This is a genomic window from Pseudomonas sp. FDAARGOS_380 (genome assembly GCF_002591235.1).
Lineage (GTDB): Bacteria > Pseudomonadota > Gammaproteobacteria > Pseudomonadales > Pseudomonadaceae > Aquipseudomonas > Aquipseudomonas salmasensis.
In genome coordinates this window covers 184,813-205,202 of sequence record NZ_CP023969.1, presented here as the reverse complement: position 1 = coordinate 205,202, position 20,390 = coordinate 184,813, and the positions used below count along the sequence as shown (strand labels likewise).

The 20,390-nt window shown below is 58.9% G+C and carries 20 protein-coding genes and 3 pseudogenes; 10 read left to right on the top strand and 13 right to left on the bottom strand.

From position 1 onward, the window contains the following. Positions 1 to 94: 94 nt before the first annotated feature. Positions 95 to 340, top strand: a complete 246-nt coding sequence (locus CRN80_RS00985; RefSeq protein WP_098949364.1) for a type III secretion protein — start codon at positions 95 to 97, stop codon at positions 338 to 340. An 86-nt stretch (positions 341 to 426) separates the two neighbouring features. Here the strand turns inward: CRN80_RS00985 and CRN80_RS00980 are convergent, their stop codons facing one another. Genes CRN80_RS00980 through plsB form a run of 3 tightly spaced genes read right to left on the bottom strand, consistent with a single transcriptional unit; the run spans position 427 to position 4,116 of the window. Then, positions 427 to 1,116 (bottom strand): DUF4197 domain-containing protein, encoded by a 690-nt coding sequence (locus CRN80_RS00980; protein ID WP_003189124.1) that lies wholly within the window; start codon positions 1,114 to 1,116, stop codon positions 427 to 429. A gap of 27 nt (positions 1,117 to 1,143) precedes the next feature. Then, positions 1,144 to 1,545: a YbaY family lipoprotein gene (locus tag CRN80_RS00975; protein ID WP_098949363.1), complete on the bottom strand. Its 402-nt coding sequence runs from the start codon at positions 1,543 to 1,545 to the stop codon at positions 1,144 to 1,146. Between the two features lie 51 nt (positions 1,546 to 1,596). Continuing rightward, positions 1,597 to 4,116, bottom strand: a complete 2,520-nt coding sequence (gene plsB / locus CRN80_RS00970) for a glycerol-3-phosphate 1-O-acyltransferase PlsB (RefSeq protein ID WP_098949362.1) — start codon at positions 4,114 to 4,116, stop codon at positions 1,597 to 1,599. A 181-nt stretch (positions 4,117 to 4,297) separates the two neighbouring features. On the opposite strand from plsB, the gene CRN80_RS00965 reads away from it, so the two are divergent. Next, a complete protein-coding gene (locus CRN80_RS00965) occupies positions 4,298 to 4,507 on the top strand; it encodes a cold-shock protein (protein ID WP_003189131.1) in 210 nt (69 codons plus the stop codon). Between the two features lie 137 nt (positions 4,508 to 4,644). Here the strand turns inward: CRN80_RS00965 and CRN80_RS00960 are convergent, their stop codons facing one another. From CRN80_RS00960 to CRN80_RS00940, 4 genes are all read right to left on the bottom strand, one after another. Next, entirely contained in the window at positions 4,645 to 5,022 is a 378-nt protein-coding gene (locus CRN80_RS00960) for a hypothetical protein (RefSeq protein WP_032893208.1), read from the bottom strand. Between the two features lie 54 nt (positions 5,023 to 5,076). Beyond that, positions 5,077 to 5,886: a putative RNA methyltransferase gene (locus CRN80_RS00955; RefSeq protein ID WP_098949361.1), complete on the bottom strand. Its 810-nt coding sequence runs from the start codon at positions 5,884 to 5,886 to the stop codon at positions 5,077 to 5,079. After that, positions 5,886 to 7,037 (bottom strand): succinyl-diaminopimelate desuccinylase, encoded by a 1,152-nt coding sequence (gene dapE / locus CRN80_RS00950; protein WP_098949360.1) that lies wholly within the window; start codon positions 7,035 to 7,037, stop codon positions 5,886 to 5,888. Before dapE ends, CRN80_RS00955 begins: the two co-directional genes overlap by 1 nt. A gap of 223 nt (positions 7,038 to 7,260) precedes the next feature. After that, positions 7,261 to 9,852: a glycosyltransferase gene (locus CRN80_RS00940; protein WP_098949359.1), complete on the bottom strand. Its 2,592-nt coding sequence runs from the start codon at positions 9,850 to 9,852 to the stop codon at positions 7,261 to 7,263. 217 nt (positions 9,853 to 10,069) lie between these two features. Here CRN80_RS00940 and tcdA point away from each other — a divergent pair, with 217 nt between their 5' ends. Beyond that, positions 10,070 to 10,879, top strand: coding sequence for a tRNA cyclic N6-threonylcarbamoyladenosine(37) synthase TcdA (tcdA, locus tag CRN80_RS00935; RefSeq protein ID WP_370874601.1), 810 nt, complete (start codon positions 10,070 to 10,072; stop codon positions 10,877 to 10,879). Between the two features lie 591 nt (positions 10,880 to 11,470). Here tcdA and CRN80_RS00925 read toward each other — a convergent pair. The 4 genes from CRN80_RS00925 to CRN80_RS00910 all read right to left on the bottom strand — a co-directional run bounded on the left by CRN80_RS00925 (position 11,471) and on the right by CRN80_RS00910 (position 14,522). After that, complete coding sequence (locus CRN80_RS00925; RefSeq protein WP_032893204.1) at positions 11,471 to 11,878, bottom strand: SufE family protein; 408 nt, start codon at positions 11,876 to 11,878, stop codon at positions 11,471 to 11,473. Continuing rightward, positions 11,875 to 13,080 carry an aminotransferase class V-fold PLP-dependent enzyme gene (locus tag CRN80_RS00920; RefSeq protein ID WP_098949357.1) on the bottom strand — a complete coding sequence of 402 codons (1,206 nt, stop codon included), beginning with the start codon at positions 13,078 to 13,080 and terminating at the stop codon, positions 11,875 to 11,877. Before CRN80_RS00920 ends, CRN80_RS00925 begins: the two co-directional genes overlap by 4 nt. Positions 13,081 to 13,147: 67 nt before the next feature. Further along, on the bottom strand, positions 13,148 to 14,182 hold the full coding sequence (gene dapD / locus CRN80_RS00915) for a 2,3,4,5-tetrahydropyridine-2,6-dicarboxylate N-succinyltransferase (RefSeq protein ID WP_032893202.1): 1,035 nt from the start codon (positions 14,180 to 14,182) through the stop codon (positions 13,148 to 13,150). Between the two features lie 31 nt (positions 14,183 to 14,213). Beyond that, positions 14,214 to 14,522 carry an arsenate reductase gene (locus tag CRN80_RS00910; RefSeq protein WP_229999207.1) on the bottom strand — a complete coding sequence of 103 codons (309 nt, stop codon included), beginning with the start codon at positions 14,520 to 14,522 and terminating at the stop codon, positions 14,214 to 14,216. 226 nt (positions 14,523 to 14,748) lie between these two features. Here CRN80_RS00910 and CRN80_RS00905 point away from each other — a divergent pair. After that, positions 14,749 to 15,645, top strand: a pseudogene (locus CRN80_RS00905) (cation:proton antiporter); the annotation flags it as partial. A 532-nt stretch (positions 15,646 to 16,177) separates the two neighbouring features. On the opposite strand, the gene CRN80_RS00900 reads toward CRN80_RS00905, so the two are convergent. Continuing rightward, complete coding sequence (locus CRN80_RS00900) at positions 16,178 to 16,672, bottom strand: helix-turn-helix domain-containing protein (RefSeq protein ID WP_098949356.1); 495 nt, start codon at positions 16,670 to 16,672, stop codon at positions 16,178 to 16,180. A 257-nt stretch (positions 16,673 to 16,929) separates the two neighbouring features. On the opposite strand from CRN80_RS00900, the gene CRN80_RS00895 reads away from it, so the two are divergent. From CRN80_RS00895 to CRN80_RS00870, 6 genes and pseudogenes are all read left to right on the top strand, one after another. Next, positions 16,930 to 17,325, top strand: a complete 396-nt coding sequence (locus CRN80_RS00895) for a hypothetical protein (RefSeq protein ID WP_098949355.1) — start codon at positions 16,930 to 16,932, stop codon at positions 17,323 to 17,325. A 47-nt stretch (positions 17,326 to 17,372) separates the two neighbouring features. Continuing rightward, positions 17,373 to 17,816 carry a hypothetical protein gene (locus CRN80_RS00890; RefSeq protein WP_098949354.1) on the top strand — a complete coding sequence of 148 codons (444 nt, stop codon included), beginning with the start codon at positions 17,373 to 17,375 and terminating at the stop codon, positions 17,814 to 17,816. A 90-nt stretch (positions 17,817 to 17,906) separates the two neighbouring features. Further along, positions 17,907 to 18,290 (top strand): hypothetical protein, encoded by a 384-nt coding sequence (locus tag CRN80_RS00885; protein ID WP_098949353.1) that lies wholly within the window; start codon positions 17,907 to 17,909, stop codon positions 18,288 to 18,290. A 56-nt stretch (positions 18,291 to 18,346) separates the two neighbouring features. Continuing rightward, entirely contained in the window at positions 18,347 to 18,625 is a 279-nt protein-coding gene (locus CRN80_RS00880) for a hypothetical protein (protein ID WP_098949352.1), read from the top strand. Positions 18,626 to 19,103: 478 nt separating this feature from the next. Further along, positions 19,104 to 19,549, top strand: a pseudogene (locus CRN80_RS00875) (NUDIX hydrolase). Positions 19,550 to 19,995: 446 nt separating this feature from the next. Further along, a pseudogene (locus tag CRN80_RS00870) lies at positions 19,996 to 20,220 on the top strand (SDR family oxidoreductase); the annotation flags it as partial. Here CRN80_RS00870 and CRN80_RS00865 read toward each other — a convergent pair. Continuing rightward, entirely contained in the window at positions 20,135 to 20,356 is a 222-nt protein-coding gene (locus CRN80_RS00865) for a hypothetical protein (RefSeq protein ID WP_178081014.1), read from the bottom strand. The pseudogene CRN80_RS00870 and the gene CRN80_RS00865 sit on opposite strands and share 86 nt — an antisense overlap. Between the last annotated feature and the right edge of the window lie 34 nt (positions 20,357 to 20,390).

Sequence of the window (20,390 nt, the reverse complement as noted above, 5' to 3'; positions counted from 1 at the left end):
TTGCCACAGAGGGTTACCTGTTCGCAGGTACGTTATCCGGTGGTTTTTATCACCGGGATAACGTTTCCAGAACGTTCATAGAGGCAAAATAGATATGCTCCTACAAGCATTGGGTAACTTTTACTCGGGGATCGGCATGATGCTGGGCGGCGGTCAGATGGGTGGCGCTTGCGCCAAACATTCCCATAATGACTCCGTCAGTCGGCGTGAGCTTTCCGACGCGCTCAAATCGTTCAAATACGATTTTCCCCAGCCGACCAGTCATATCACGATTAACAACAGTGTTGCCAACGCGAACAACAACGCGAATAGCAACGCAAACACCCAAATCGGCCGCTGAATGCGCTGATGTCTGCTATTGGGCCATTGCAAACACTCTGCATCCGCGGAGTGTTTGCTGCGTAAGGCTCAGTGACTGCCGAGGGCTTACAGCGCCCCAAACACCTTCTTGGCCAAGCTGGTGGCCGCCGCCGCTGGGTTCTTGCGGATGGTTTCTTCCTGCTGCGCGATCATCTTGAACAGGCCATCCAGCGCTTGCTCGGTCACGTAGTTCTCGACGTTGGCGCTCTTGGCATCCACTGCGCCAAAGGCCGCGGCCTTGCCGGCCAGGGCGTTGTACTGCTGGGCTACGCCGACTTTGTCGGTGGCAGCCTTGACGATAGGCAGGAACTTGGCGCGAATTTCTTCACGGCTGCTTTTGTTCAGGTACTGGGTGGCGGAGTCCTGGCCACCGCTGAGAATGCCCTTGGCGTCGGTCACGCTCATGTTCTTCACGGCGTTGACCAGAATTGGCTGGGCCTGGGTCACGGCGGTTTCTGCGGCCTTGTTCATGCTGGTTTCCAGTTGCGTAACCTGGTCACCCATACCGAACATTTTCAGCTTGTCGGCGACTTTGCCGAGTTTGCCCGGCAGGCCGATCTTCACGTCCGGGTTGTTGCTGAAACCACCGGGCGTCCCGAGTTGTTTCACAGCAATCTGTGCACCTTGGGTCAAGGCATCCTTGAGGCCGCCGCTGGCGTCGCCCTGGGACAGGCTGCCAAGGTCCAGGGCCATGGCATTGGCGCCGAACAGCAAGCCAGCACACAGGGCGGTGAGGCGAAGAGATTTGCGGAGCATGGGCGCTTCCTTATGAAGTGGGAATGATCAGTGTGCAGCCGCATCTAGGCGCAGGCGCAGCGGTTGTGGGTCCTGGCCATTGAGCTGCACGGTGTGCCGCTCGGTGGTGATAAACAGTAGCTTGCCGTCCAGCTCGATGCGAGCGCTGACCGAGTAGGTGTGGCCCGGTTTGACCTGGGCCGGGTCGTAGCTCAGGTGAAACGGCAGCGGCACCTGGCCTTTGACCGGGCCTTTCTGTTCGGCGAGGGTCACGGCTGGGGCGTCCATCAGGGACACGTCCTGCAGGCTGACACTCAAGGTGGCGGCTGGCGGCAGGGCGATGCGTTGCAGGTAGAACACTTCGCCGTCCAGGCTGGCCTTAGGGGGTGGAGTCATCGAGTGGCAGGCTCCGAGCAGGGCGGTCAGGCCCAGGAGGATGAGTTTTTTCACGGTGCGGCTCCTTTTCAACGGCGCCGGAATCCGCCCGGCGCCTCATTCAATCTAGCGGTTTTCTTCAGGGTTGGCGGCAACCGGTTCGGCGGCGGCCTCGGCTGCACCGTCCACACGGTGCAAGGCGACCTGGCGGATCGACAGGCGAATATCCGCCGGCAACACACGTTTGGCCGCGCCTTCGGCCAGTTCGCCGAGCAGGTCGTGATAACCCAGCTTGCCGGCTTCATCGCGGCGCAGCACATCTTGCTCCAGCAACGTCTGAATAAAATGTCGGAAAAGACTCTTGTCGAAGAACTCCGGAGCGTTGAGGCCGTGCAGGATCGACAGGCGCTGGGCCATGATCGTGCACAGGTCTTCCAGCTCCTCGGCGCTGATGCTGTTCTGGCCGCTGTTGAGCAGCAGCGAGATCGCCATGTAGAAGCGTTGCAGGGTCTGGGCGATGCTCTTGGACAGCAACGTCAGCAGCACAAAGTGCCGCGAACTCGGCGCCGGGCGCAGGTACACGGCGTTTTCGAAGCGCAGCAGGCCTTGTTCGACGAAGGCGTCCAGCCATTGGTCGACCACGCTGTCCAAGTCTTCCCGCGACCAACGGATAAACAGCTCCGATTGCAGGTACGGGTAGAGCGCGTGGGTGTAGCGCAGGATCTGTTCGCGGGTCATGCGCGAGCTGCTCTGGAAGAAGCTCGCCAGCAAGGCCGGCAGGGCGAAGATGTGCAGCACGTTGTTGCGGTAATAGGTCATCAGGACAGCATTCTGCTCATCCAGGTAAACGATTTTACCCAGGGCATCGCTCTGCTCCGACAACAGGTTCATGTCCTTGACGTGCTTGATCAGCGCCAGACCATCGCCTTCCGGCAGGGTGGTGTGGGGCGAGTAGGGCACGCGGCGCAACAGCGCCAGATACAGGTCCAACTGGCGGGCCATGGCTTGTTCATCCAGGGCCAGGCGGGTGGTGGACAGCAGCGCCAGCGCCACCAGGTTCACCGGGTTCACCGCAGCGGCTTCGTTCAAGTGGCGCGCCACCTGTTCGCCGAGGCGATTGGTGGTCTCGTTGAGCCAGGCCGGTTTGTAGTTCGGCCCCAGCTCCTGGGCGCGCCAGCCCGGTTGTTCGGCGTCGAGGAATTCTGCCAGTTTGATCGGCTCGCCGAAGTTGACTGCCACTTGGCCGAAGCGCTGCTTGAGCGCGCCGACCACTTTGAAGATGTCGAAGATCGACTCTTTCTTCTTGCTCGCGCCACGCAGTTCGCCCAGGTAAGTGCGGCCTTCGAGCACGCGCTCATAACCGATATACACCGGCACGAACACGATGGGCATGCGCGAGGAGCGCAGGAAGCTGCGCAAGGTGATCGCCAGCATGCCGGTTTTCGGTTGCAGCATGCGCCCGGTGCGCGAGCGGCCGCCTTCGACGAAGTACTCCACCGGGAAACCCTTGGTAAACAGGGTGTGCAGGTATTCGTTGAACACCGAGGTGTACAACGGGTTGCCCTTGAAAGTACGGCGCATGAAAAACGCACCGCCACGGCGCAGCAGGCTGCCGATCACCGGCATGTTGAGGTTGATGCCGGCGGCGATGTGCGGCGGGGTCAGGCCGTTCTTGAACAGCAGGTAGGACAGCAGCAGGTAGTCGATATGGCTGCGGTGGCAAGGCACGTAGATCACCTCGTAGCCCTGGGCCACCTTTTGCACGCCTTCGATGTTATTGACCTTGATGCCGTCGTAGATCTTGTTCCAGAACCAGCTCAATACCACTTCCAGGAAGCGGATCGCGGTGTAGGTGTAGTCCGAGGCAATCTCGTTGCCATAGCGCAGGGCCAGGGCCTTGGCTTTTTCCGGGGCGATCTTTTCGCGTTCGGCTTCATCCGCAATGGCTTGGCGCACCAGCGGCATATTCACCAGGCCCTTGACCAGATTACGCCGGTGGGACAGGTCGGGGCCGATCACCGCCGTCTTCAGGTTACGAAAGTGCACACGCAAGATGCGCTGGGCCATGCGCACGGTACGTTCGTGACCTTTATTGTGCTCGATCAATTCACGCAGGTTGATAGGCGCGGAGAATTGCACGCGGGTCTTGCGCCCCAGGATCAGGATGCTCAACAACCGGCGTAGACGCCCGGTGACTGCCCAGCTGTCGGCGAATAACAGCTTCCACGGGCTGGACTCGCTTTCGGGGGATTGGCCCCAGAACACGCTGACCGGAATGATTTGTGCATTCTCTTCGGCGTGTTCGGTGAGGGTATTGACCAGGCGCGTCAAGGTTGGGGGTGCGCCGCGCTTGTCTTGGCGACCGAGCCAATCCGGGTCGGGCGTGAGGTAGAAGAACGCCGCGGGCTCCATCAAGGGCCCTACCGACACCGGCAGCACGGGGCGCGGCAGGCCGGCCTTGGTGCACTCGGCATCGACCACCGCCAACTCGGTGAGGGAAGGTGATTGCAGGACGTAGAAAACCGGCCGGCTGCGGTCCAGGTTAAGGGTGAGGGACGACTGGTTGATCGTCTCTGAGCGAACCCAGAGGTACAACAGTCGGCGCAAGGTGCCAAACACCAGACGGCGGAACGGGGAGCGGGTCATAGGCGAACTGCTTCAAGTGGAAAAAACCGAGCAGGCGCTCGGGCGGGTAGTGTGCCGTATTCGCCGAAAATCGGCAAAAAAGCAGCGATGTAAAGTTGAGTTGATGGTTTTTGAGCCTGTCTTATACTCGGCAGTTCAATGCGAGCGACTCAACAATAAAAAAACCAGTGGGAGTGAACAGATGACAACGCGTGAAACCGGCAATGTGAAATGGTTCAACGATGCAAAGGGCTACGGCTTTATCCAGCGTGAAGATGGCAAGGATGTGTTTGTGCACTACCGCGCCATTCGCGGTGAAGGCCACCGCTCGTTGGCCGAAGGCCAGCAGGTGGAGTACGCCGTGGTGACCGGCGAGAAGGGCTTGCAGGCTGAGGATGTGGTGGGCCTGTAACCCCTTTGTTTTGCTAACCCAATCAACTGTGGGAGCTGGCTTGCCTGCGATGCAGACACCTTGGTCTATCAGTCAGACCACAGTGATGCTATCGCAGGCAAGCCAGCTCCCACATTGAGTGGGTTAGCGATCCGCTGTCAGGCAGTTTTCCAGGTGATCTCTTCTTCGCCATCTGCGCTGATGCGAATCCAGCGATCAGCGCTTTCTTCACCCTCTTCTTCAACCCAGGTACCCGGCGCGCAACGCACTTCGACGTTCAGCGCGGCAAACGCGGCGCGGGCGCAGGCGATGTCGTCGTCCCACGGGGTCTGGTCGCTTTCCAGGAACAGGCTGTTCCATTTGCCCACCGCTTTGGGCAGCCAGGTAACCGGCACGTTGCCGGCCTTGCACTTGTAGGTCTGGCCTTTCTGGACCCAGTCGGTGCACGGGCCCAGGGCGGCGCCCAGCCAGGCGGCGATGGCCTTGTGATCGACGTCGGCGTCCTTCAGGTAAATCTCAATATCAGGTTGGCGCATGGATGTTCCTCGTTGCGGGATTCGAAAATCCATTCGCGGATGGGTGAAAGTCGGTCATTGAAGCACGAAATAATCGTAGCGCATCGACACCGTGACCTGCAGCGGCTCAGCCGCTTCAATCACCTCGTGGCGGCGCTCGGCACTGGCCCGCCAACCGTGGGGCGTCATCGCCAGCAGGTTGGCGCGGTCCTGGGCTTCGGTCAGGCTCAGGGTGAACTCCAGGGTTTCACTGTGCGCCAGGTGCATGCCATCCGGCACCAGGGCCAGGTGTTTGTCGTCGGTGTATTCGCGCACTTCGTCGTACAAGCGCTCGCGCAGTTCCATCAAGTGGCCGCGGGTGGGGCCGACTTTCATCAAGCCGCCGCCGGGGCTGAGCAGGCGCCTGGCCTCTTGCCAGTCCAACGGGCTGAACACGCTGGCGAGGAACTGACAACTGGCGTCGGCCAATGGCACGCGGGCCATGCTGGCGATCAACCAGGTCAGCGCCGGGTTGCGTTTGCACGCGCGCTTGACCGCTTCCTTGGAGATATCCAGCGCGTAGCCATCGGCATCGGGCAGGGCCTGGGCGATTTGCGCGGTGTAGTAACCCTCGCCACAGCCAATGTCCACCCAGCGCTGCGGTGCACGCTCGGCGGCCAGTTCGGCCAGGCGCTTGGCCACTGGCGCGTAGTGCCCGGCGTTGAGGAAGTCGCGGCGCGCCTCGACCATGGCCAGGTTATCGCCTGGGTCGCGGCTGTTCTTGTGCTGCACCGGCAACAGGTTCAGGTAACCCTGGCGTGCGCGGTCGAAGCGGTGCCCGGTCGGGCACGCCACGCCGTTGTCCACGGTATTGAGCGGTGCGCTGCAAATGGGGCAGGCAAGCATCAGGCGAGCAACTTGATCAAGGTCTGGTAGTAGATTTCGGTCAGCACATCGAGGTCACTGGCCAGGATGCGTTCGTTGACCTGATGGATCGTCGCGTTGACCGGGCCCAGTTCGACCACCTGGGTGCCCAGCGTCGCAATGAAGCGGCCATCGGAGGTGCCGCCGCTGGTGGACGCCTTGGTTTCACGCCCGGTGATCGCCAGGATGCTGGCCGATACCGCATCCAGCAGAGCGCCCGGCTCGGTGAGGAACGGCAGGCCCGACAGTGCCCACTCCACATGCCAGTCCAGGCCGTGCTTGTCGAGAATGGCTGCGACCCGTTGTTGCAGCCCCTCGACGGTGGATTCGGTGGAAAAACGGAAGTTGAACACCGCCGTCAGGTCGCCGGGGATCACGTTGGTGGCGCCGGTACCGGAGTTGAGGTTGGAAATCTGAAAGCTGGTCGGCGGGAAGAAGGTGTTGCCGTCATCCCAATGTTCGGCAGCGAGTTCGGCCAGGGCCGGGGCGGCCAGGTGGATCGGGTTCTTCGCCAGGTGCGGGTAAGCCACGTGGCCCTGTACACCGCGCACGGTCAAGGTGGCGCCGAGGGAACCACGGCGGCCGTTCTTGACCACGTCGCCCACCAGGCTGGTGCTCGACGGTTCGCCGACGATGCACCAGTCCAGGCGCTCCTTGCGTGCGGCCAGGCGTTCGATCACGGCCTTGGTGCCATGGTGCGCCGGGCCTTCTTCGTCGCTGGTGATCAGGAAGGCGACCGAACCCTTGTGGTCCGGGTAGTCCGTGACGAAACGTTCCGCTGCCACCAGCATCGCCGCCAGGCTGCCTTTCATGTCCGCCGCGCCACGGCCACAGAGCATGCCGTTGTCATCGATCAACGCATCGAACGGGTCGTTCTGCCAAGCCTGTACCGGGCCAGTCGGCACCACATCGGTGTGACCGGCAAAGCACAGCACCGGGCCTTCGTGCTTGCCGTGGGTGGCCCAGAAGTTATCCACGTCTTCAATGCGCATCGGTTCAAGCGCAAAACCGGCGTCGCCCAGGCGCTGCATCATCAGCTTCTGGCAATCGGCATCGATGGGCGTGACCGATGGGCGACGGATCAGGTCGATGGCCAGTTGAAGGGTCGGCGAAAGGTCGGCATGGGCCGTCATGGGGGAACTCCGGAAATCGAGGCGGCGACGTTCTAACTGTAGGAGCGAGCTCGCTCGCGAAAAACCCAAGGGCACCGCGTGCATTCAGGATGCCCGCGTTATCGTTAACGATTTTCGCGAGCAAGCTCGCTCCTACAGTGATGGGTGTAAGGCACGCAAAAGGGCCGTTATCTTATAGCAAAACGGCGGCCAAGGGCCGCCGTTTAGTGCATTGCGTGACTTTTTACGCCGCCGGTGCGGCCTCGGGCGCCGCCGAAGGTTTGGGCAGCGACGACAAGAACGCCATGATCAGCGCCGCCACATACGGCAGCGACTGCACCAGCAACATCACCACCCAGAAGCGAATGTCATTGCTCGGCAGGCCTTGCACCAGGTAGATCCCCAGCGCCGCGCCCCACAGCAGCAGCATGATGAACATTTCTTCGCGGGCTTCGGAAATCGCCACCCAGAAGCCGTGGTTATCCGCGTTTTTCGGTGTGCGAAAGAACGGAATACTGCTGGTGAAGAAGCCGTACAACACCGCCTTGGCGATGGTGTGAGACAACGCCAACCCGGCCAGCGCCGCGCAGAACGCATCTTTCAAGTTCACACCTACCGCACGGCGGTAGAGGAAAATGATCTTGCCGACTTTGAACACAAACAACGCCAACGGCGGGATCGCGAAAATCAGCAACGGCGGGTCGACCCGGGTCGGCACGATGATCATCGCGGCGGACCACAACAGGGCGCCGACGGTAAAGAAGATGTTCATGCCATCGGCCACCCACGGCAACCAACCCGCGAGGAAGTGATAGCGTTGGCCGCGGGTCAGTTCGGTGTCCTTGCCGCGCAACAGGCTGGCGGTGTGGCGCTTGATGATCTGGATCGCGCCATAGGCCCAGCGGAAACGCTGTTTCTTGAAGTCGATAAAGGTATCCGGCATCAAACCCTTGCCGTAGCTGTCGTGGTAGTACGCCGCCGACAAGCCTTTTTCGAACACGCGCAGGCCCAACTCGGCGTCTTCACAGATGCACCAGTCGGCCCAGCCCAGCTCTTCGAGCACCGAGCGGCGGGTCATGGTCATGGTGCCGTGCTGGATGATCGCGTCACGGTCGTTACGGGTGACCATGCCGATATGGAAGAAGCCTTTGTATTCGGCGTAGCAGAGCTTCTTGAAGGTGCTTTCGTTCTGGTCGCGGTAATCCTGAGGCGACTGCACCACGGCGATTTTCGGGTCGGCGAAGTGCGGCACCATATGCTTGAGCCAGTTCGGTGATACGCAGTAGTCCGAGTCGATCACCGCAATCACTTCGGCGTCCTTGGCGGTGTGCGGGATCAGGTAGTTCAGCGCGCCGCCCTTGAAACCGGCCAGGGGCGCGACGTGGAAGAACTTGAAGCGCGGGCCCAAGGTTTCGCAGTAGTCGCGCACCGGCTCCCACACCGCCGGGTCCTTGGTGTTGTTGTCGATGATCAGGACTTCGTAGTCCGGATAATCGAGGGCGGCGAGGGCGTCGAGGGTCTGTTTGACCATTTCCGGCGGCTCGTTGTAGCACGGCACATGGATCGACACTTTTGGACGGTAGTCCGAGTCGCCTTCCACGGGCAGGAATTCACGCCGACGCTTGTGGGTCCACACTGCTTCTGCCAGTTCGTGGGCTTCGGTCAGCAACACGATAAACACGCCCAGGGCGCCGAGTGCCAGCAACACGCCCACTGTCACGCTGAACCAAGTGCTGTATTGCTGGCTGTAGTCGTAGCCGATCCACACCAGCACCGACCCGCACAGAAACGCAATAAAGGTCAGGAAGGTACGACCCCGCTGGCGCAGGGCCGAGCCATCGATCATCAACAGGGTCAGGGACAGCAGCGCAAGCACCACCGAACCGATGGCCAGTACCCGCCATTGCGGAATCGCCACCACCGGGCCGTCAAAATTGAATTTCTGCTGGCGCGCAGCGTTGAATACACCCCAATACGCACCCGCCGACCCTTCGTCGCTGACCTTCCACGGCTGGTCGAAGGCCTCGATCACGAAGTAGTTGTAACCCTGGCGGTTGAGCTTGTTTACCAGCGTACGCAGGTAAATCGCCTGGTCGGCCGGCGACGATTCATTGCCACCGCGCATACGGCCATTGCTCGGCCAGCCCACTTCCGACAGCAGCAGGGGTTTTTTCGGGAAGGCTTTTTTCAAATCCTTGGCGCGGTCGAGGACGTACTGGCCGGCCTTGTCCATCGGGATGTATTCCCAGAACGGCAGGATGTGCGCGGCGATCAGGTCGACGTGCTTGGCCAGTTGCGGGTTCTTTTCCCAGATGTGCCATTGCTCGGAGGTGGTCACCGGCACTTTCACGGCAGCGCGCACACGATCGAGCAGCACGATCAGGGCTTCGGGGGTGATTTCTTCCCGGAACAACGCTTCGTTACCCACCACTACGCGTACGACACTGCGCGAGGTGTTGGCGATCTCGATAGCGCGCTGGATCTCCCGCTCGTTACGTTCCAGGTCCGGGCTGATCCAGATCCCCAGGGTCACGCGCAGGCCGAACTCTTCGGCCAGCTTGGGAATATCCCCCAGGGGGCCGTCCACCGAGTAGGTACGGATGTTGTCCGTCAGCTTGCTCATGATCGCAAGGTCCTGACGCATCTGTTCGTCGGTAGGGTACTGGTCTTTCTGCGGGTACTGGCCCTGCTGGAACGGCGAGTAGGAAAAACCGGAGATCTGATCGGGCCAGTTGGGAGCGGTGACCGGGCGGTTGATCAGCGCCCAGAAACCGGTGAACAGCGCGGCAATTGCCAGCACCACCACCAGGTTGAGTCCAAATTTACGCGATGCCATGGTTATGTCGGGTTCCAAAGGGTGCGGAACGAAAGAGGTGTCGGCCTACGCCGAACGGCGCGCATCCTACACCGGCCCTTCCCTGAGCGTACAGCAGACAGAGAAAAGCCGGACGTTAGTCTGCGAAAGTCCGCTTAAGTTCTTTACTTGTAGCTGCAAGCGTCGAACTTGTCGCGGCGTAGCCCTATAATGCGCGCCGGTTTTTGGGGTAATGATGATGAGTACAGAAGATCCGCGGTTTGCAGGCGTCGCCCGCTTGTACGGCCTTGAGGGCCTGGAGCGCTTGAAAGCCGCCCATGTGGCGATTGTCGGCGTCGGCGGCGTAGGTTCCTGGGCGGCGGAAGCGATTGCCCGTTGTGGGGTGGGCGAGATTTCGCTGTTTGACCTGGACGATGTCTGCGTCAGCAACAGCAACCGCCAGTTGCATGCCCTGGACAGCACCGTGGGCAAGCCCAAGGTCGAAGTGATGGCCGAGCGCCTGCGCGGTATCAATCCTGAGTGCACCGTGCACGCGGTTGCAGATTTCGTCACCCGCGACACCATGGCCGAGTACATCACCCCGACTATCGACTGCGTGATCGACTGCATCGACGCGGTCAACGCCAAGGCGGCGCTGATTGCCTGGTGCAAGCGCCGCAAGATCCAGATTATCACCACTGGCGGTGCCGGCGGGCAGATTGACCCCACGCTGATCCAGGTGTGCGACCTGAACCGCACCTTCAATGACCCGCTGGCCTCGAAAGTGCGCTCTACCTTGCGCCGCGATTATGGCTTCTCGCGTACCGTGACCCGTCATTACAGCGTGCCGTGCGTGTTTTCCACCGAGCAGCTGCGCTATCCCAAGCCTGATGGCAGCATCTGTTTGCAGAAGAGTTTTGTCGGTGATGGTGTGAAGCTGGACTGCGCGGGAGGGTTTGGCGCGGTGATGATGGTCACGGCCACGTTCGGCATGGTGGCGGCGACCAAGGCGGTCGATAAGATTGTGGCGGGAGTGCGTCGTCCCTCAGAGCGCATCAAGCCGACCTAGATCTCACCACTCGACAGAGATCCAAACTGTGGGAGCTGGCTTGCCTGCGATGGCGGCCCGCCAGCCAACGCATCTCTATCTGACACCCCGCGATCCAAATGTGGGAGCTGGCTTGCCTGCGATGACGGCCTCCCAGCCGACATCTATCCACCTGACACCCCACAATCCAACTGTGGGAGCGGGCTTGCTCGCGAAGGCGGCCTTGCAGTCAACACAGTTGGATTGTGTACATATCCATTGCTGCGGTAACGGCCACTTAGGGTTCCGCCCTGACGGCGGCTCACTTTTGAAAAGCGCAAAAGTAAGCAAAACGCTCTTGCCCCACCACTCGGCACCTCGCTTAGGCTCGGTGTGCCCGTAATCCGCCAGTGATTTGGGGGGCCGCCGCCACGCGCCATCCATGGCGCGGGGCGGCTAAACCGGCATCCCTGCCGGTTTACCCCCCAAATCACTGTCGAATTCCGGCCAGCGTGGTTTAACGGGGCGCCTGAGATCAAAAGCAGATCAAGATCAAGAGCGGCTCGCTTCGCATCGTGGTTACCGTCGGCTACATATGGCCATCGCAGGTAAGCCAGGCTTCCACATTAATTTCTATGTACGCGTCAGGTCTCGCATGCGTTGCAGTACGGCATTCAAACCATTACTGCGCGACGGCGATAGCTGGCGCGACAAGCCCAGTTGATTAAACCAGTCAGGCAGGTCAACCGCGTGCAATTCATCTGCCGACAACCCATTGACCCGCGCCAGCAGCAACGCCACCAACCCACGAATCATCCGCGCCTCGCTGCTCGCAGCAAACTGCCAATGGCCGTCCTGCAAACGCCCCACCAGCCACACCAGGCTTTCGCAACCGTGCACCAGGTTGGCGTCGACCTTTTCCTCATCAGCCAGGGCGGGCAAGCGTTCACCCCATTGCATCAGCATCCGCGCGCGCTGTTCCCAACTGCCTACGGCCTGGAAAGCTTCCAGTGCGGCGTGTGCCTCCAGCGGCAAGCTCATCGCAGCATGTCCAGCGCCTGGTCCAGCGCTTCAAAAAAGCGCTCCAGGTCGTCGGAATCGTTGTAGAGCGCCAGGGACACCCGGATTGCGCCTGACAGATTCATCGCCTTCAACAGCGGCATTGCGCAGTGATGACCGGCACGTACGGCAATGCCTTGCTCGGTCAGCAGGTGGGCGAGGTCGGCGTTGTGCACGCCCTCTACCACAAAACTCACCAGCGCCACCTGCGGCGAGCCCAGCACGCGCACGCCATTGCGAGCCTTAAGCCCACGCAGCAGGTAGTCATGCAGGGCGGCTTCGTGGGCGGTCACCGCCGAAGCATCCAGCGAACCCAGGTAATCCAGGCTCGCGCCCAGGCCGATCACGCTGGCAATGGGTGGAGTGCCGGCTTCGAAACCCAGTGGTGCAGGACGGAAGCTGGCGCTGTGGTAGTCGGCCTGTTGCACCATCTCGCCGCCGAACTGCCAGTGGCGCAGGTGATGCAGCGCTTCATTACGGCCATACAGCACGCCGACGCCGTCCGGGCCATAGAGTTTGTGGCTGGAAAATACGTAGAAGTCGCAGCCCAGGGCCTGCACGTCGTGGCGGCCATGGACGATGCCTTGGGCGCCGTCCACCACCCTGAGGGCACCGTGTGCCTGGGCCAGCGTCAGCAAGGCTTGCAGCGGCTGCCAGGCACCGAGCACATTGGACAACTGGCTCACCGCCAGCAGGCGTGTGCGTGGGCCAATCAAGCTGGCGGCGGCGTCCAGGTCGATCACGCCGTCAGCGTCCAGAGGCAAGACCACCAGCGTGAGTGCGCGGCGTTTGGCCAATTGCTGCCAGGGCAGCAAGTTGGCGTGGTGTTCCAGGGCGCTGATGGCAATCTCATCGCCCGCATTGAATAAGTGCTCCAGGCCATAGGCCAGGAGGTTCAGCGCAGAGGTTGCGCCGTGGGTAAACACGACCTGCCCGCTGTCACCTGCGTTCAACCACTGCGCGACTTTGCTGCGGCTGTCTTCAAAGGCCTGGGTCGCATGGGCCCCAGGCAAATGCTGGGCACGGTGCACATTGGCTGCGCCATTGGCGTAGTAATGACTGATGGCATCCAGCAGGGCTTGGGGTTTTTGCGTGGTGGCGGCGCTGTCCAGATAGGTCTGGTCTTGCCGTTGCAGGGTGGCGATGGCCGGGAAGTCGGCGCGCCAGGGGGAGGGCACAAGCATGGTGATCAAGACTCGTATAAGCGAGCCGCCCCGAAGGTGCGGCCCGCTAGTGGCATCGAGTGGCTGCTTAGTTGTGAGCGTGCAGCGCTTCGTTCAGTTCGATGGCCGATTTGTGGGTTTTGCACTCCACGGCACCGGTCTCGGAGTTACGACGGAACAGCAGGTCTGGCTGGCCAGCCAACTCGCGTGCCTTGACCACCTTGACCAGTTGGTTCTGCTCATCCAGCAGGGCAACCTTGGTGCCGGCGGTGATGTACAGGCCCGACTCCACGGTGTTGCGGTCGCCCAATGGGATACCGGTACCGGCGTTGGCGCCGATCAGGCAGCCTTCGCCCACCTTGATCACGATATTGCCGCCGCCCGACAGGGTGCCCATGGTGGAGCAACCGCCGCCCAGGTCCGAGCCCTTGCCGACGAATACGCCCGCCGAGACGCGGCCTTCGATCATGCCCGGGCCTTCGGTGCCGGCGTTGAAGTTGACGAAACCTTCGTGCATCACGGTGGTGCCTTCGCCCACGTACGCGCCCAGGCGGATACGTGCCGCGTCAGCGATACGCACGCCAGCCGGTACGACGTAGTCGGTCATTTTCGGGAACTTGTCCACCGAGAACACTTCCAGCAGGTCGCCACGCAGGCGCGCTTCCAGTTGGCGCTCGGCCAGTTCGTTGATGTCGATGGCGCCCTGGCTGGTCCAGGCCACGTTCGGCAACTGCGGGAACACACCGGCCAGGCTCAGGCCGTGGGGCTTGACCAGGCGATGGGACAACAGGTGCAGCTTGAGGTAAGCCTCAGGCGTGGAGGTCAGTGCGGCGTCTTCGGCCAGCAGGGTCGCGACCAGCGGCGTGTGGCTTTCAGCAAGGCGGCTGAGCAGAGCGGCCTGGGCGGTATCGACGCCTTTGAGCGCGTCGGCCAGTTGCAGGGCCTGGCTCACGGTGAAGGTGATCGCCTGGTTGCCTTCGGTGTAACCGAGGATCGGTGCGATGGCGGCAACGATTTCAGCCGACGGGTTGAGCAAGGGTTGTGCGTAAAACACTTCCAGCCAAGCACCTTGGCGGTTCTGAGTGCCGACGCCGAAGCCCAGGCTGAACAGGGAATTGGACATGCTGTTACCTCTACAAAAATGGAAGGCTGGCCTACTTGAGGGCCGCCGAATAACTATCTGGCTTGAAGCCAATCAGGGTTCTGTCACCGAGATCGAGCACCGGGCGCTTGATCATCGAGGGTTGTGCGAGCATCAATTCAATGGCTTTCGACTGATCGAGATCGGCTTTGCGTTCGTCTTCGAGTTTGCGAAAGGTGGTGCCCGCACGGTTCAAAACCACCTGCCAACCGTGCTCATTGCACCATTGGGTCAAGTGTTCGCGGTCGATACCGGCCGTTTTGTAGTCATGGAACTCATAACTCACCCCGTGCTCATCGAGCCAGGTGCGCGCCTTTTTCATGGTGTCGCAGGCTTTAATGCCGAAAAGGTGCAAGGTTTTGCTTGAAGCACTCAAGGAATTGCCCCCCTTTGGACCTATGAAAATCAAAGATCGAGGATTATGCCACGACCAGCGGGTTTCGGCGCCGCTCGTCAACAGCGTGCGACTTTTGTGCAAAAGCCGGTGCGCAGCCTAGGCGAGTAACATAGCCAGGTAATATGGCACTTCAACGGCCAGTTGTTGCCTGATGTGTCGTTGCAAGTCGATTGTCCGGGAAACCCGCGTTATGCAAACCGCCTACACCGTTCTTATCCTGCTGATGCTGGTCAGCTTTTCGCGCCTGGTCGGGCGCATCATCCCACTGCCGTTGCCCCTGGTGCAGATCGCCGCCGGCGCCTTGCTGGCGTGGCCCACGTTGGGGCTGCATGTGGCGCTGGACCCGGAGCTGTTCCTGTTTCTGTTCCTGCCGCCGCTGCTGTTTTCCGATGGTTGGCGCATGCCCAAGCGCGAGTTGTGGCGCCTGCGTGGCCCGATCCTGACGTTGGCGGTGGGGCTGGTGCTGTTTACCGTGGTGGGCGCCGGCTATTTCATTCATTGGTTATTGCCAACCATCCCGTTGCCGGTGGCCTTCGCCCTGGCGGCGGTTTTATCCCCGACGGACGCCGTGGCGGTTTCGGCCATTTCCCAGAACCGTTTGCCCAAGCCGCTGATGCACATGCTCCAGGGTGAGGCCTTGATGAATGACGCGTCGGGCCTGGTGACGTTCAAATTTGCCCTGGCCGCAGCGTTGACCGGGGTTTTTTCCCTGGCGGATGCCAGCCTGACGTTCGTGTTGGTGGCGGTGGGTGGGCTGGCGATCGGCGTGGCGTTGAGCTGGCTGGTCGGCCGCCTGCGCGCCTGGATGATCGCGCGCGGCTGGGATGACCCGGCGACCCATGTGGTGTTCATGTTGTTGCTGCCTTTTGCTGCGTACGTACTGGCTGAGCGCCTGGGCGCGTCCGGCATCCTCTCGGCGGTGGCAGCGGGCATGATGCAAAGCTGGCTCGACCTGCTGCCGCGCCAGACCAGCACGCGCTTGCTCAACCGCAGCGTATGGTCGTTACTGGAGTTTGCCTTCAACGCATTGCTGGTTTTTTTATTTCTTTCATGTAAACGTCACTTGCGGGCGCGTTACAGGCGTATTGATTCCAACGTTCTATCCGTTTAATCCAAGAAATAAGGGGTTTTAGGCGATTGTGTCGTTCGCTGGCACGCATCCATCATGGTGTCTTTTCATAAAAATGTAAACGCTGGATTTTTGACGCGATTTAGTCGGAAAAATGTAAACCTTGTGGCCGGTTTGCAAACTTATGAAGCCACAACCTTCCTTCAAAGAATGTAAACGGCGTCGGTTCTATTGGGGTTGACGGTTTACATTTGCACCGTAGATCCCTAGAGATTTTTACCTGATTTTCTCCGCCGCAGGTGCTTAGGCTGCCGCACGCGAAGCTACTGCGAGAGAATCAGCGACAGGGGGGCAAGATGAGTAACCACAACTGAGACGTGAGTTTGCCGTGCTTCACATGTTGGCACTCTACATTTTTCAGCGTCGCATGGTTATGTAAATGGCAACGATGTACTTCCACGATCCGCGAATCACTTTCAGTGCGCTAATTCTCAACCAGCACTGTTCTCTATTAATCCGCTCCAGATTCAGTAGCATTAATCCTCTTCCAGTATCGATGGACAGTCGATAGAGCTAGGCCGGTCTCGCGAGCAATCTGCGATTGATTCATCCCTGCCACCTTGAGCTCGCGAACGACGCTCTCCCCCTTTCTATTCTGAGGCTTGCCTGGCTTACGGTGGGCGACCTCCCCGTCAGGAAGCTGCTCAGCAAGAACTCTCAGTCCACCTTCTTTCTCAAAAGCGCGGAGCTGCTTTAGAGCGGTCTCCATTAGAGCCGGATAGGGGGTATTTAGCCGTTTGGATAGGCATAGAGCGAGGAGGGCTAGCGGGTCTATTCGAAGGCCCTCAGCAAGGCTCTCGAACTTTTCAAGAGTGATGCTTGTTTCGCCACGCTCTAGCGCGCTGAGCTTGGATTTCGCCGAGGCGTCGGAAAGGTCTTCGTGTCGAAGCTGACGCTGCAGGCGCAGGGCTCTAATTGCGCCTGCGAGAGCGATTCTAAGTTGCATGGCTCACTCAAAAGTCAGGATATAGCCACACAGGAGGGTTTCCGTTAAATATCAAAATGAGGTAGTATTGCGCATACTTTGATTTGAGGGCAGAACACAGCGGCCCTTCCGATCTATCTGCAGAGTCGTTTTAGGCAATTTTTGGAAATTACTGGTGAGCGGTGAGCCGTCACTGGAGGGCAGCGGGCCGACCGTCCAATAAGTCTCAAACCTCCTGCAGTCGGTTTATCACTGGTCATCAATTCAAGAGGCTTCAAATGGTCACGAGTTTCGATGAAGGACTTTTTGGTGACAGCGGAGCTCCTCTGGTTGGCTCGGAACTGAGTCTTGAAGGCGCGATGTCTGCAGCCAGAAAGCGCTACAAATGGATGCCTCTCTGCGCCGTAGAAGAATGGACAATCCTAGACGCCATCGTCACCGACGACGAGCGAGCCAAAGTAGCCGCCGCAGGCTGCCAACCAATCTTCATGTTTGCCCACAAAGTTGTGGACGACGAGCAGCGCCGTTTCGAGCCGGGACATTGGGTGCGCTCAAGTATGGGTACTGCGTTAAACGAAGGTTTTCTGTTCGAAACTCGGAATAGCGTCTATGTGCTCCTCGGGCCGGGTCATCGCAAAGCAGCAACCATCAAAGAGATCTTCTCTCTATTTTGAATTAACCAACCGGGCTGCTTTGCGTCCGCAGAAAACTGAGGCACCTGATGTTCAGAACACAAGACTCAGACCTAATCGGCGTTCCCGGCATTTTTGGTGAAGGCCTTGCGCATTGGCATAGCGTGTCACGGGTGCTCAGAACTCACTGGTATCACCTCACTGTTCGCTTGACTGACCAAGCTCGCAGCACTGAATTCGTTGACATGATTGAGGGGGAGCACAGGTTGCAAAGCATGCTCGTCACCCAGAGCGCTGAACGAGAGATAATTGATGTTCAGGTCACGACCCCCGCATGGATGAACAAAGGTGCCGGGTGGGACATGGAGCGCGTAACTAAAGTATCCCTCGGCTACGACAGTGATTTTGAGGTTTGCCTGATAGAGGTTGAGAGAGGAGCTATCTACCACAACTCGCACCGTCCAGACTTTCAAATCGATTCGCTGACAGACCTTCGCCCGATCTTTCTCTCGAGCATGATTAGATCAGGCTGAAAACTACCAAAGATCTTGCACGATACCAACGCGTTTGGTTCCGTGCGGAGTTCCCGATAACGACTTGCGGAAAAGCACCGGAGCGCAGTGATGCTCGACACCATAGATGTAAATTTCCACGGAAAACGCCACACGGATTTCGATCTCAAACGAATTATTAAAGCCCAGGAGCAAGGATTTGATGTGCCGGTGACCGCTTACCTTTGTGGTGTTTCCATCAGGTCGCGCGCAGGCATCGGTGTTGTTTTTGGCCACAAGCGTAAAAATCAGTACGGTCGGTTCGGTGATGGTCATCTGATCAGGACATCCGATGTGCTTAAGATCGAAAGAGAAGGTCGGTTTTGGGTAATGACTACGGTAAATAGCCGGTACGTGCTCGCAACATTCCAGCGTGAGAACGGGCGTGCGAGCCTGCGCGACTTTCTGCGCATCGCAAAGGGACAGCACCATTTCACGCCACGGATACTTCAGTAACGGTCTGTTCGTTTTTGCCGTGAGCGAGGCCTCCTTAAAAACCTTGAGAAGTCTTCATGATCGTGAAAGCCGGGGAAGTCATCTGCGTAGCATCAGGTGTGTTTGAGCAATACGACCGCGCCGGGCCATTTGTCGCAACGCAGGACTTCGACTTGGATTTATTTGTTGAAAAGGTGATGCCGCCGACTGCGGAACGATGGGAGATATCTGGTCTGATGAGAGACATCCCAAGACTGCTTCTGGAGCAAGGATTCATCATAAAAATGCCTTGTAAGAGGATTTACCTAGGCGCTTGGGGTGAATTCGAAATTAGGGAAGAGAAAGACGATGTCTGACCTTGCTCGTCATTACGTATGCGGTCATGGGCTGCACCAACGTTTGAATTCCTTCGCAGAATTATCAGGCCGGTTTGCGAATAATTATGAGCGACGACAAACGCATTGTTTGTAACTGGTAGGTAGCTGAAGACGGTAGCGGTGACATCATCATCAACATTCCACCAGAGATAGCTGACGCCCTGAAGCTTCAGGTTGGCGATGTGCTGAACATTGAGATGGTCAATGGATTGATTACGCTCTAGCCGAATCGGATCGGAGCAGTAGAGACTGACGCGTATCGCCGGGACAGCTGTTTTCTAAACCCCTGTAGATGCTGTAACAGATTGCTGCAGTGCAGAATTGCGCTATCAGGGAGGATTAACGCTTAAAGTTCCACGTTCACAGATTTAGTATCATGCCCCGCCATCTGACGGCCACTGAGCCCTAGGCTGAGAGGCAGTACCGACTGCTCTATCAACACCAGGGATTTTTACTCCTGCCAGACCCACGCATTCGCCCACTCGCGCTTTGCATCTTTAATCATCACGGAAAAATACTGGTCAACCAGTTCCATGACGCTGCTGGAGGGCAGACTCTTCTTCGCCCTGTTGGTGGAGGTATTGAGTTTGCTGAACGGAGTATCGATGCCATTGCCCGAGAGGTACAGGAGGAGCTCGCCTTTCGATCAGCGACGTCCGATTGATTGGCACCTTAGAAAGTATTTTCATCTACGAGGGTAAGACTGGACACGAGATAGTCCAGATCTACGATGCAAGATTTGACGACGTAACGGTCTATGACAAACCTTGGCCAGACGGCTGTGAGCGTGACGGTGCATCGTTCAGAGCCTCGTGGCATAACAGCTCCAGTTTCACTGCTACTTCCCGATTAGTCCCTGAGGGGCTATCTGATCTACTCATTAGAGCCTCGCTGTTGGTCTGAATCCGACGAAAGAAATACGCTCCTAACTACCAAATCGCAAAGGGGACTTATGAACGACGTGCTCTTACCAATCTTGCGGCGAAATTATCCCAAGATTTTTTCGAGCCCAGATCTTCGGGAAATTCGATGCTATCCAGGATGGCTGGATTTGCTCAACGACCTGTGTAATCAACTACAGACATACTTGGATGCTAATCCCAGCAAACCTCCGATAATCGTGAGCCAGGTTAAGGAAAAATTCGGCGGCTTACGATTTTACATATCTGGCGGCGATGAGTTTTGTCAGGCGATTGTGGATGCTGCGGAGGAGGCGTCGTTGACCCTTTGCGAGGTCTGCGGGCGTCCAGGAGCGCTGGTCGGGGAGAGGTGGGTCTGCGTCCGTTGTCCTCAGCATCTTGAATGGACGCCGGAAGCCACAAGCTAGGGGATCCCCTATGCGGTAACCTGCGCTTAATCACATGACCCGCTTGCTCGCGGTGTCACTTGGGCCAGACATTCGCTTAAACGCTGTGTCACCCGGCTTGGTCGATACGCCTCTGATCGCAGAGTGGACAGGTGCCCAAGAGTTGTGGCGAACTCGCTCACCTATGCGCAGTGCTGCGAGTCCAGATCAAGCCCCTCCTCAATGGCGTCTTGTTGTCCAACCGAGGGGCCGGCATTCACCAAAGTAGCTGCGCGCAGGGACATCCAATTAGCGCGATCACGCCCGTCTAGATCAATTTCACGAGCTTTTTGCAATGCAAGCTTGGGATCAGTATCCACCAAGGAACTGAGGTGTGATGAGAGCTTCGAAAATACGCTCGACATGTCTGGTATCTCCTTTCAAGTGAACGATTCAGCG